Here is a 12,643-nt window from a genome sequence, read left to right as displayed (position 1 = left end):
TCACGGGTAGCCGCCGGTCACGGGAGGGAAGCTCAGCCCTCCCGCCACAGCGGCGTCCAATTTTGCGCGGTCCAATTGCCACACCACGGTGTCACCGGACGTTGGTCCCCTGAAAGTGAAAACCGCTTGGGCGTTGTCCTGAAGCCAGTCCAGGAACTCAGGTGCGGCGAAGCCGTACCCCTCACTCAGTTGCCTCCCCTGTGTGAGGACATACTGCGCCTCGCGGTCATGCAGGGACTGCAAGGATGGCAGGACCTCCCACCCCTCATGCGGCATGAGCGCGAACTCAGCAGTTACTGACGTCAAACCCACCTTGGAGGACAAGGGCAGCTCGGCGTTCATCCAGTCCCGGGCACGGACAAGCCCGTCATCGACGACTGATCTTGCCTGAACACCCAGAAAGAGGCTGAGTATGGTCATGATTGCTGCGGCAGCCACAACGGGCGCCCGCAGGCGGGGGCGCCATTTCACCACCATCACAGCGGCTACGGGCACCGAAACCAGGGCAGACAGCACCACACAGTAGCCAAACTGTTCCTCTGCCGCCCCGAAGAAGACGGAGTAGATACCCACCAAGCCGGTAAAAAGCGAGAACAAGCCAATAGCCCGCCGTTCCACCAGCGGAGACATAGCAGTCACTGCCCCAGCCACGACGGAAAGGCCCAGAAGCAGATAGCTGGTGCCGAAGCGTCCGGCCAGGTCAATGAGCCGGTCTGCAAGGCTCACGGTGTGGACTGAATTGAAGCCTGTCATCTGAACGACGCCCATCATCCTCAGGACGCCCACCGATTTTTGTTCAACGAACTGCGGAATCAGCCCGCTGGCAGCGATCAAACCCAGATAAACCAGATAGGGAACTGTGGAGCATGCGAGGATTCGCAAGGCTGTTTGGAGGGGCACGGTTCTACGCCAGACCACCGCGGCAAGCAACGGAACCACTGTGAACACTGCAGTCATGTCTTTCATGACGATGGCCAGTCCGAAAACCAATCCGGCGCTGATTTCAAGCCACAGGCGGGTTCGCCCCGACTTACGGTCGAGCAGCAACAGGACCAATAGCCATCCCGACAAGACCGCCAGGCCAGCTGGAGTCTCCATCATCAACCGCCCATCCATGCGAAGGACAAACGGGTCGCTGGCCAGAATGACGCCAGCCACGGCAGCAGGTCCAACACCCACAAGACGGCGAACCAGCAGGAAACAGACAACAACCGCAACTGCTCCGAGAACACTATTGACCCAACGCAACTGCAACGCCAAGTCCGTGGAGTTGCCTTGGAGTCCCAGCACGCGGATGACCAGTGCGTTGAGGGCGTAAGAACCCGGAGGATGCAGGAAAAACGGGGTGCCAAGGATTGATGGCATGTGGCCATCCGCTATCTGCCTTGCAACGTCCGCGTAGGTTACTTCGTCAATGAAAACGTCATTGGCCCGTTGAACACCGAACACCCGGAAGACCGTGGCCAGCAAGCCTACAAGGGCTGCAACCCACAAGTGTCCCCGCAACGCCCGCTGGGAGGCATGGGCAGACCTCCGCGCCCGCCCACCCGGGGCAGTGACCTGGAGTTGGTAAAGCGAATTCATAATGACCCTTATGTGAAGCGAAAAAGTACTGAACCAGAAGAAATGTGTGTGTGAACCAGATGGCTAATCGGCATCGAGGTGCCCAGGCACAAAGTACGTTTCCGGTTTCAGTGGGATTACTCCGCTGGGGAACAGGGCATCTGCCTGCGTGGGATACTGCCTGATCCGCCCGGCTTTTGCATCGAGTCCGGTGTCCCAGGTCCACGGCACAAAGCCCAATTTGGACATGTGCGTTTCGTCCGGACCGGCAGCCAGATCATAAGGAAAGTCTGAGTACATCACCACGTTGTCCGGGTGTCCTTTGCCTACCTCCCGGGTGATCAGGTGGTCCACATGCTTACCCACCCCTGCCGGGCAAAACAACAGCTGAGCTTTGGTTTGTGCCATGAGTCCGGCGACGTCGGAGCGAAGCCGGCGGATGAGGGCCCGATCACCCTTGGCGATCCTTCCCATCGCGATGTCGAACCGATAGGTGGGGTAGCGGTGAGTGAGCTCCGGGAGCAGCCGCTCCCACTGGCTGCTCCCCAGCAATGGGGGCTTTCGCCGCTTTCGAAACAGGGCGTCCACTTCGCCAAGGTGGATGGATTGAACACCCATGTCCTGCAGCACGGCACGATCCTCCGACTGCCTGGCCTGGAACAATTCCCCAGCGTCCGGAACGGTGCATTGGCGCATGAAGGATCGGGCTGCCCGCGTGTGGGGTGATGGCATGGCCTCAGTGAACAGCGTGGCCACGATGATCTGCCGCCCTTTGGCCTGGGCTTCAATAAGCGAGCCGCATGACAGGACTGCATCATCCAGATGCGGTGAAAGGAAAAGCCAGGGGGCGTCGCCCGCCATGGAGTGTTCGACTCGTGATCGGAGCGGCATTCAAGCCCTTTCGGCGTGGTCGGCTTGTGGCCGCCGGGTTTGAGGGTTCTTCAGCTCAGTAAGAGCAGTGCGATAGGCCTGCGCCTGCTTGTCGGCGAGCGCATCCCAGTTGTAACCGGCGGCAAACTTCCGCCCTTGCTCAGCCACGTGCTCCAGCCCCGTTTGGGAGTAACGGGAGGCAATTTCATCAGCCAGTGCCAGAACATCGAAAGCCTCTACCACCCACCCCGTACCCGGCGGGATGATCTCTTTCAGGCAAGGAATGTCGAAGGCAATAACGGGAGTGCCTGCCGCGAGCGCGTCAATGGCCACCAGCCCGAAGGTTTCGTGCCGCGAGGGCACTACCAGCAGCCGTGCATTGCTGAGAACCTGGAACTTGCTTTCCCCGGACAACCACCCGAGCATCTGCACGCGCCCGGAGAGACCCTTGTCCCGGACGGACGTGCGCAACCGTTCCTCGTCCGGACCTGTACCGGCGATCAGCAGCTTGCCTTCTACCCTTTCGCAGGCGTGGGCCCAGGCTTCCAGGAGGAGGTCCAGGCCCTTGTGCCCATACTCCAGTCGTCCGATGAAGAGGACATCCTTCCCCAGCCGCGGTTGGTTGTTCCAGGCTCCGGGATCTACGCCGTTGCCGATGACGTCCACATGCAGGTCCGGGTTCAGTTCCTTTAACCGATCACTGATGCCCTGCGAAACCGAAATCAGCCTGCGGTGCGTCAACACGCCCAGTCGCTCTATCCAGTGCAAGGGCAGCTTGTACTGCCGTGCTTTGTCCCTGGCATGCAGCCATTGGACAACACCGATGGTGGGGCGCTTGGTCCAGAGCGGTGCGGCCATGGTCGAAAACGGAGCGAAAAAATCCTCCACCACCAGCTCGGTAGCTGACCGGCGCTTCCATACCTCAAACGGTAGCCGCGCAATATAGGCCACTAGCCTGGCCAGGCGGTTACTGCCCGTTCCGAAGCCGATGGGCACATAATGCACGCCGTCTTCGATGCGTTCCTGCCAGCCCGGATAGCGGGTAGTCAGCACTGTGACGTGGAAGCCCTTTGTCGCCAGACGGCGATTGATTTCGTGCGTCCTCACTGATCCCCCGCCTGCCCCGGGCATTCGTGGATCTTCAAAGCCCAAATGTAAAACTTTCAAAGCTGTCTTCCCATCTCTACATTTCTGGAGGGCTCCCTGCCCCTTACAACTCCGCTGAATCAGGAGTAGTGGCGTCCTCTTGGAGAAGCACGTCGGTGAAGTGCCCTATTCGACCGGCGGCCGGTAGATTTGCTGCGTCTGCCAGCCTGCCGACGTCGGGAGGTCCTGAAGTCGTTCCTGTGCGGCAGCATGCCGCGCTGGTGGGCAAGAACGGTGACTCCGCTGATGCCGGCGAGAAGCAACCAGAGCAGGGGCTGCAGGTGGGCGGCTCCGGCAAGGACCACGATCAGGGCGAACGCCAGGATGGCGAACCTGCCCGTCCCCTTTCCCTGGTTGGTAGCCGCCAGCACCGGACGCGCCAATAGTGTCAGGACGAGGCCAGCGGTCACCGCACCGACGGCAGATCCCACGGCCATTCCCGGGACGGCGTTCACCTGCCAGCCGATCCACAGCCCGCCGATAACCAGAAGACACGCGCAAGCGAGGCCGATTTGGCAGCGGCGGTAGGCACGCATGGCCAAAAGGATGGTGGCGAGCACCATCAGGACGGCATAACCGAGACCGGAAGCCGCCAGCCATGGCAGGAGTCCAAGGGAGCCGTGATACTTCGGCGGAACTATGAGGCCGGACATCAGTGGCGGTGCCGTGGCGATGATGGCGAAGGCCACCACCACAAGCTGCCCGAACGAGGCGAATGAAGCTCCCAGCACCTCGCTGACCTTGACGCCAGGGGTGCGAAGCAAGGGAAATGCCACCAGCGCTGTCCCGGCGGCCACGTAAACGGGCCCCTTTGCAATGGTGGCGAGCGCTTGGAAGCCTGCTGCTTCTACCGAGCCGTTGTCCAGGAAGCCGACAAGTACGACGTCGGTCCCCACCAGCACGGACACGACGCACAGGACCGATGCAATATCGCTCGTTTCGGCCCACCGCCACTTCTGAAGCAGCACCCCCGGACGCCAACGGAGATCCCGATAAAACGACCAGGGCACTACCAGAGGTGCCAGGCACCCCGCGACAAAACCGATGACCGCTCCCCCGGCACCCCACGCCATAAGGATCACCAGCAGGCTGAAGATCAACCGCAAGACAACCTCGCCGATGGTGGACATTGCGTACCAAGTGAAGCGGAGTTCGCCTTGGAGCCACCCGGCGGGCGCATTCACGACAAAAATGACAAAGGCTGCCAGAGCCACCGCTGCTGCCAGGTCCGGGGTGGCAAGCGCGAGAGTCACGCCGCCGGTGATGGCCGCCGCGGCAACTCCCGCCAGACAAGACACGAAGACCGAGAAGGCCACGCCGTTCCGCCGCTCTTCGGACCCTTCCGGATGCACGGCGACCACGTGGGACAGAGGAAGCGGAACCATTGCATTGGCCACGATCCCCACCACGCCCAGGATCATCGCGGCGGCGGCGAATTGTGTATAATCCGCTGTCCCCAGCATGTTGGCCATGAGCAAGGTGCAGGCGTAGCTCACCACACCCACCAGCCCCGCCGACACAGCCAGGAAGCCACTGTTTTGAGCTATGTTGGGGTCGCGGTTCGGTGTCCTTTCCCGGCTTCCAGCTCTGGGCCGCAAACTCACTGCGGTGGTTATGGCATGTTCGGATAAATCCACTGATTAGCTACCGCTACTGGCCATCGTCGCGGAAGGGGGGCTCTTCTCCGTCAGTACAGCCCACGGGCAGCTCAACAATCAGTGCCCCGTCGTGTTGAAGGCAGAGAAGGAGCTCAACATCGAAGGCAAAATCCGTGGTTCGGCCTTGCACATGAAGCAAACCCATCTGACCCTCCAAGAATCGGAACGGCACCAAGCGGTGCTCGCCTCCTAAGCAGTGCGAAGACACCCCAAGTCATGACGCGAGTCTGACGTGAAGGTTCAAGTTGTTCCCATCGGGCCTTAATGAGCATGTGCGGGCGCTCTGAGCGAAATCAGTGGTTCCGTGTCAGAGGCCATCTATAGAGTTGCCATATGAGCCACACTTCCTCCGCGCCTGCCGCTGCCCCTGTCAACGGTTCAGCACCCCGGCCGCCTGTTGCCAAACGCGTCCCCAGCCGCCGCGAACACCACGGCGACGTCTTCGTGGACAACTACGAGTGGCTCCGGGACAAGGAATCCGAAGAAGTAGTGGAGCATCTGAAAGCGGAGAACGCCTATCAGGAGGCTGTGACCGCCCACCAGGAACCGCTGAGGGAAGCGATCTTCCAGGAGATCAAGGGCCGCACGCAGGAAACTGACCTGTCTGTGCCCAGCCGGAAGGATGGCTGGTGGTATTACAGCCGTTCGGTGGAGGGCAAGGAATACAGCATCCATTGCCGCGTAGTTGCCCGGAACACGGGTGACCCCGTGGCCGACTGGACTCCGCCATCCGTTGAGCCGGGCGTGGAGATCCCGGGCGAACAGGTACTCCTTGACGGAAACGTGGAAGCCGAGGGCCAGCCGTTCTTCAGCATCGGTGGCGCTGCCGTGACAATCGACGGCAACCATTACGCGTACGCCGTGGACAATTCCGGCGATGAACGCTTCACGCTGCGGATCAAGGACCTCCGGACGGGCGAACTCCTGCCGGACGTCATCGAGAACATCTTCTATGGCGTGGCCTTCTCTCCTGACGGCACCCGCATCTTTTACACCGTGGTGGACGATTCCTGGCGCCCCTACCAGGTCAAGGCCCACGTATTAGGCACGCCGGTTGCCGAGGATGAGGTTCTTTACCAGGAGGACGACGTCGCCATGTGGCTGGGCTTCGATCTCGCCTCCGATCGGCGGCACCTTGTGCTCAGCATCGGTTGCTCCGAGTTCAGCGAGACCCGGCTGCTCCGCTTTGACGATTACGACGCCGGGCTCAGCACGGTCATTCCACGTGCGGAGCACGTTCTTTACGAGGCCGAGCCCTTCCTCCTTGATGGCCAGGAAACCCTTCTCCTGACCCACAACAAGGACGCCATCAATTCGATGGTGAGCCTGGTTGACCCGTCCGAACTCACCAAGCCGCTGGCAGAGCAGCAGTGGCGGACCGTCGTCGGGCATTCCGACGACGTCCGCGTCAACGGTGCGGGCGTCACCTCCACGCACCTGGTGCTGTCCGTCCGCAAGGACACCATCGAGCGTGTCCAGGTGCTGCCGCTCACGGGCCTGGGCACGCCGCAGCAGGCCGCGCCAGTGGAGCCGGCCTTCGACGAAGAGCTCTACAGTGCCGGCGTTTCCAGTTCCGACTACGAGGCCCCTGTGATTCGCATGGGCTACACCTCCTACTTCACACCGTCCCGCGTCTACGACTTTGTTCTGCCCACGTCGGAGCTGCCCTCAGGCCAGCTGCTGCTGCGCAAGGAAAGCCCGATACTGGGCGGCTACTCCAGGCAGGAGTATGTGGCCACGCGTGAGTGGGCAACCGCCGACGACGGCACCCGGATTCCGCTGTCAGTGCTGCGTCACGCTTCGGTACAGCAGGACGGCACGGCCGCTGGCTTGGTGTACGGCTATGGCTCGTACGAGATGAGCATGGACCCGGGCTTTGGCGTTGCGCGATTGTCGTTGCTGGACCGCGGGATCGTCATGGTTATTGCCCACATACGCGGTGGCGGGGAGTTGGGCCGTCACTGGTACGAGGATGGAAAGAAGCTCACCAAGAAGAACACGTTCACGGACTTCATCGCTGCCACCGACTGGCTTGCTGCTTCCGGCTGGGTGGATCCTTCCCGGATTGCGGCCATGGGTGGTTCCGCTGGCGGCCTGCTCATGGGTGCCATCGCCAATATGGCTCCGGAAAAGTACGCTGCAGTAGTGGCGCAGGTGCCGTTCGTGGACCCGCTGACCAGCATCCTGGACCCCGAGCTCCCCCTGTCGGCTTTGGAATGGGAGGAATGGGGCAACCCGATCACCGATCCCGAAGCCTACGCGTACATGAAGTCCTACACTCCGTATGAGAACGTGCGGAGCGTGCCCTACCCCAAGATCGCCGCCGTGACGTCCTTCAACGACACCCGCGTGCTGTACGTGGAACCGGCCAAATGGGTGCAGGCGCTGCGCTCGGTATCCACTGGCTCGGAGCCGATCGTCATGAAGATCGAGATGGACGGCGGCCACGGCGGAGCGTCCGGCCGGTACGTTCAGTGGCGGGAGCGGGCTTGGGACTACGCGTTCGTTGCCGACTCGCTGGGCGCCACGGAACTTGTTCCTGGAGCCGGGCTCAAGTAGCGGCGCGTAGCTACTCCCGGACGAGCATACTGATCCACATCGCGCCAAGCCAGTCCGAGAACCGTTCATCGCTCCAGCCGCGCTGCTCTACGAACCGGGTCCAGAGCGTGCCGTCCATGGTCGCAAACAACACGTCGCGGCATTCCTCCTCGGTGACGCCGAGCTGACCGGTGGCAGCCGCAGCGTGTGCGTAGCGCGTCGCCACATCCAAGCGGCGGTCGGCCCATTCGCCGAGCATGGCGGCGGCGTCGGGCTCGCTCGCTGCTGCTCCCGTGAGGGCCTCAAGGAGTGGGGCAATCCTCCGATTGCTCGCTGTGACGAATACGGCGTGGCGTCGGATCCTTGTGGGCAGGTCCGGTTCGGCCAGGATGGCCTGCATCTCCGCCCTGTCGTACAGGGTCACGTCTGCCTCGTCGCCGCGGAAATCGACGTACCAAACGTGCCGGAGCAGCGCAGCTTTCGTGCCAAACGCCGCGTATACGGTTTCGACGGCGACGCCCGCCCGCTCAGCCACCTGCTTGACCGTGGTCTGCCCGTATCCCTGCGAGATAAACAGCTCGTTGGCAGCCATGATGATGCTTCGCCGTGTCTCTGCAGCCTGCTGCTGCCGGCGGGTGGAGTCGTACGGCCTCTTGATTTTTGCGCCCATTGGATGCATTCTAACAGTATTCAAAACAGTCTCACTGTAATGGAGTTGGCCATGTCTACCGAGACCGATAATTTCCTCGCCGAGATGGTTCCGAAACAGCTTGCCGCGGACGGTGCAATCCACGACGGCGACGCCGGACCGCGCCTCGCGCTGTGGTCGCAGAACGATCCGCTGACGCTCTTCGGTGCGATCCTCAGCGGCAGCGGCCGGGCAGAGCTTGAGCCCATGTTCCAGAACGTCGCCTCGTGGTTCTCGCAATCGGATTCGTTCGAACTTGAGATCATCGCGGCCGGCGTCAGCGGGGACCTTGCCTACACGGTCGGCTACGAGCACACCACCACCACCGTTGAGGGCACTCCGAGGAAATACAGCTTGCGGGTGACCCACGTCTACCGCCGTGAAAATGATGCCTGGCGGATCGTGCATCGTCACGCTGATTTCCCGGCGGGAGAGGCCAGCGTTCCGTTGCCCGCTGGCCGGACGGGCCCCATGACGGGCGAGAGACAGGCTATGGGAAGGGAGACCGAGGCCTTCTTGGCCGAGATCCTTCCCAAGCAGCGCGATATGACGGTGGCCCTGCACAAGGGCGATGTGGCACCACGCATCGCTTTGTGGTCCCACACTGACCCCATCACACTGTTCGGTGCGCACATTTCCGGAGCCGGCTGGACTGATCTGGAACCCAAGTTTCGCCGGGAAGCCCACCGGTTCGACGGCGCCACCGGGTTCGAGTTCGAGGTTGTCGCGGCCGGTGCCAGCGGCAGCCTCGCCTACACGGTTGGGTTGGAACACAGCCAGGCCATTGTTGATGGCTCACCTGACGACTACACCATGCGAACGACGCAGGTCTACCGCCGCGAGGACGACGCCTGGCGGATTGTTCACCGGCACTCGGACCTTATTCCAATTCAACGGCCCCAGTGAATCCTGTGCCACTCCTCGTGGTGAGCGGGGCGGGCGTCAGCCGGGGCGGCGCTGCGGGTGCGGCGCTAGCGTGCGCGGAGCAGGGCGAAGTATCCCGGAATGAGGTCAGGGTCCGAGGGGTTGCTCAGGGGCCGGGTCTCGATACTGGTCGCGCCCTCCTCGAGGAGGTTCCAGTCCGCCGTCGGGAACGCCTTGGCCCGCTGGGCGGCGCCGAAGCGGCCCGGCATCGGCAAGCCCTTGATGGCCCACTCCAACGGTGCAGGAATGGAGTGGCGGGTGGCGCCGAGGTGGCTGACGTAATCAATGGGGGTGCCGGGGAAGTTGGTTTCGGCCAGGAACACGCTGCCGCGGGATCCGACGACGGGCAACAGGTTTGCGGCCAGGGCGGCCCTTCCTTTGGAGTCCAGGACGTGCAATACACCTCGGATGAACACGTTGGCATCGCCTGTCCAGCCCGCAGCTTCAAGGGCCGTCACGACAGTCCGCGCAGCGTCAGGTGCCGTCATATCGCACACGGCGAATGACGCCGTCGTGATGTCCCCCGCCTCTTGCCGTGCGCGGTTCACGGCGTTAGCGGAGTAATCGAGCCCAAGCGCGTGCGGGAAATGCTGGGCCAGCAAGCGCGTGAAGCTGCCGTTGCCGCACCCCACGTCCACCACCGGGAGGGACTGATCCATGCGGGCGAATTTGGGCACGTAACCCTCAAGTTCATGAGAGCTGCCGGAATCCCACAACACATCGCCGGAAGCCCCGGTGGATCGGACGTTTCCCCAGTAGCGGTCCCATGCCGTGAGCGGGTCCTTGGGCGCGGCCGAGGAAAGCCGGATCAGGCGGGGAACCAGCAAATATTTCCGAAGCGTGGACAGCATGCTCCAAATATAAGTGGCGCTAATGCTCTTTCAGCCATTGCAGGGCTTCTGTTTCGGAGGTGAAGAACCTTGTGGGGCACGGCGGTTTCATGATGCCAATGAAGAAGTTGGCAATGACCCTGTCCACGGGGGACGAACCCCAGAGGGCGATCCGTGAGGCCTGGCAGGGCTTGGCGAAGACGGAGCGGGCGCCCCTTGTGACGTCCGCAGTGGTGGCCATGTCCACGATCATCGGGTGGCGCGCTTCACCACAGAGCTCGTTGACCCGGTCCATCGCCCGCTGGGCATCCGTCTGCTGGATCCTGGAGCCGCGTGGCCACGTCAGCCGCAGGATTCCGGACTCTTCCAGTTCCAACTCGAACGCCACCTCTTGGTGGTCTTGCGGTGCTGCTGGTTGGTTCACTGGTCTCCTTGTCGTTTCCTCGCGGACAGCAGGAGGACAAGGCCTCCCCCGGGCTCTCATCCTCTAGGCTGTCTAATCCGGCTCCGAATGTAAAGGCTCTTCTCCCCGACGCAATGCCCTGAAGGGCGACGCAATTGAGGATCAAATGGCCCTGCGGGTCCGAAGCCCGCGGTGGCGCTGATAGTGTGTTGCCAAATCTGGAATTACGGTGAACGAACGTTGTAACGGAGGGGGCTCAGTGGGTAAGAACGGGGCCGATGTGCAGCACTCTTCCCGCTCCGCCGTCGTGGCGGATTCAGACACTGATCGTTTGGCCTTAACAAAGGCTGCGCTCAAAGCCGCTGGGTTCGAAGTTTTCGCCGCCGCAGACACCGCTTCCATGGCGTCGCGGCTGGAAACCGAAAGTCCGTCCGTGGTGGTTGTGGAGAACTCCCTGGCGCATGGTCTTCGGAATCCGGGCGTTCCCGTGCTGCTGCTCCTGAACGCCGGCGAATCCGTAGACCTTGAAGAAGCCCAGGCCTGGGGCGTTGTGGACTATGTGATGAACCCCGTGCGTGCCGATGAACTTGTCTACCGTGCCGAAACCCTGATTGGCAGGGCCAGGGAGCGTGCGCGGTCCCGGGGAGAAATTGAAGCCTTACGCGAAAGCCTACGAAACGTCTCGTCCGCCATCCGGCAAACCAACGATCCCCAGCTGATTGCCGAGCACGTGGTCCGGGGTTTTGGCGAAGCCCTTGGAATGGACCATGTTTGGTTTGCAACCTTCCGGGACGAACGTGTCCCCTCCATTCGCTCCCAATGGAACCGGCCGGGCACGCCCATGCTGCCAGCCAGATTGGGCGACAGCGAGAACCTGATCGTCGAGACAGCCAACAGGCTATGGGCCGAAGCTGACGTTCTGGCGGTTACAGACCACCGCACCCAGCCGGAATCCAGGATCACCCAGGCGCTGAAAGAGTGGTCGTGCGAGCTCAACCCCGTGTCATCGGTGTTGCTGCCTGTGGGCGAAGGTGGGTCAGCGTTGGGCATCATCCTTCTCACAACGGTGGGGGAACAGCACGATTGGACCCGGCCTGAGATCGCATTGATGCAGCACGTCGCCGGCAATGTGGCGCACGGACTCATTCAGGGCCACCTGATCAGCGCCCAGCAACGCGTACTGCACCAGCTCAGGCAGTTGGACAAGGCCAAGACGGACTTCCTGGCAACGGTGAACCATGAACTCCGGACTCCCCTAACCTCGATCACGGCCTACCTGGACATGATCAGGGACGGTTCGGGCGGCCCTGTTCCTGAGGGCATCAGCAAGATGCTGGACGTGATCGCCAGGAACTCCGACAGGCTCCGCCGGCTCATCGAGGACATGTTGACCGTATCCATGCAGGACGGAAGCAACCTGGACCTCAAACCGGTGGATATTGCCAAGCTCCTCCAGGTGGTGGTGGCCACCTTGCGGCCGCTGGCAGAGTCCCGGCAGGTGGCTGTGTCCTTCACCGAGGGAACCGAGGACGTGGAGGTTACCGCCGATGAAGCCAAGCTGGAACAGGTCTTCACCAACATCGTGGCCAATGCCATCAAGTTCACCCCGGCAGGTGGACGGGTGGGCATCACGAGTTCAATGTTTGCATCGGCAGACGGTGGCCGTGCAGCACTGGTGAAGGTGGCGGACACAGGCCTGGGGATCCCCGAACACGATCTTCCCCACATCTTCACGCGGTTCTACCGGGCCTCAAACGCCACGGCAGCCGCCGTTCCCGGAAGCGGCCTCGGGCTTGCGATCGCCCAGGACATCATCAGCCGCCATATGGGGCGGATGGTCTTCGACTCTACGCTGGGCTCAGGGACTACGGTTTCCGTCGAGTTGCCGGTTGGTGGTCCCTAAGGGCCGGGTTGACATCCCCAAATTGCCAGTTGACTTCGCCTTCCTTCTCACTTGACGCCCTCATGGCGTCTTGTGCCTCGCCTTGACAGCTCCGTCAACGGCTGGCCTGAAACCTGACCG

At 62.1% G+C, this 12,643-nt stretch carries 10 protein-coding genes; 3 read left to right on the top strand and 7 right to left on the bottom strand.

Annotated features, from left to right (window positions below; all coding sequences use genetic code 11):
• From AC6I97_RS07285 to AC6I97_RS07270, 4 genes are all read right to left on the bottom strand, one after another.
• On the bottom strand, positions 1-1,584 hold the full coding sequence (locus tag AC6I97_RS07285; RefSeq protein ID WP_497944533.1) for an ArnT family glycosyltransferase: 1,584 nt from the start codon (positions 1,582-1,584) through the stop codon (positions 1-3).
• Positions 1,585-1,647: 63 nt separating this feature from the next.
• Positions 1,648-2,454 (bottom strand): PIG-L deacetylase family protein, encoded by an 807-nt coding sequence (locus tag AC6I97_RS07280; RefSeq protein ID WP_497944532.1) that lies wholly within the window; start codon positions 2,452-2,454, stop codon positions 1,648-1,650.
• Complete coding sequence (locus tag AC6I97_RS07275) at positions 2,455-3,540, bottom strand: glycosyltransferase family 4 protein (protein ID WP_497944531.1); 1,086 nt, start codon at positions 3,538-3,540, stop codon at positions 2,455-2,457.
• A gap of 119 nt (positions 3,541-3,659) precedes the next feature.
• Complete coding sequence (locus AC6I97_RS07270) at positions 3,660-5,183, bottom strand: lipopolysaccharide biosynthesis protein (RefSeq protein WP_497944530.1); 1,524 nt, start codon at positions 5,181-5,183, stop codon at positions 3,660-3,662.
• Positions 5,184-5,570: 387 nt separating this feature from the next.
• Here AC6I97_RS07270 and AC6I97_RS07265 point away from each other — a divergent pair, with 387 nt between their 5' ends.
• Positions 5,571-7,796, top strand: coding sequence for a S9 family peptidase (locus AC6I97_RS07265; protein ID WP_497944529.1), 2,226 nt, complete (start codon positions 5,571-5,573; stop codon positions 7,794-7,796).
• A 10-nt stretch (positions 7,797-7,806) separates the two neighbouring features.
• On the opposite strand, the gene AC6I97_RS07260 is transcribed toward AC6I97_RS07265, so the two are convergent.
• A complete protein-coding gene (locus AC6I97_RS07260; RefSeq protein WP_497944528.1) occupies positions 7,807-8,445 on the bottom strand; it encodes a helix-turn-helix domain-containing protein in 639 nt (212 codons plus the stop codon).
• Between the two features lie 51 nt (positions 8,446-8,496).
• Between AC6I97_RS07260 and AC6I97_RS07255 the strand changes: the two genes are divergently transcribed.
• The gene (locus tag AC6I97_RS07255; protein ID WP_497944527.1) at positions 8,497-9,369 is read left to right on the top strand and encodes a nuclear transport factor 2 family protein; all 873 of its coding nucleotides are present in this window, start codon (positions 8,497-8,499) and stop codon (positions 9,367-9,369) included.
• A 65-nt stretch (positions 9,370-9,434) separates the two neighbouring features.
• Here AC6I97_RS07255 and AC6I97_RS07250 read toward each other — a convergent pair whose 3' ends face one another.
• Both AC6I97_RS07250 and AC6I97_RS07245 read right to left on the bottom strand, forming a co-directional pair.
• Positions 9,435-10,238 (bottom strand): class I SAM-dependent methyltransferase, encoded by an 804-nt coding sequence (locus AC6I97_RS07250; protein WP_497944526.1) that lies wholly within the window; start codon positions 10,236-10,238, stop codon positions 9,435-9,437.
• Positions 10,239-10,257: 19 nt separating this feature from the next.
• A complete protein-coding gene (locus AC6I97_RS07245; RefSeq protein ID WP_497944525.1) occupies positions 10,258-10,641 on the bottom strand; it encodes a DUF7793 family protein in 384 nt (127 codons plus the stop codon).
• 238 nt (positions 10,642-10,879) lie between these two features.
• Between AC6I97_RS07245 and AC6I97_RS07240 the strand changes: the two genes are divergently transcribed.
• Positions 10,880-12,523 carry an ATP-binding protein gene (locus AC6I97_RS07240; RefSeq protein ID WP_224088707.1) on the top strand — a complete coding sequence of 548 codons (1,644 nt, stop codon included), beginning with the start codon at positions 10,880-10,882 and terminating at the stop codon, positions 12,521-12,523.
• Positions 12,524-12,643: the final 120 nt, after the last annotated feature.

Source organism: Arthrobacter sp. TmtSoilC48, assembly GCF_059739425.1.
This window is presented reverse-complemented; position numbering and strand designations above follow the sequence as displayed.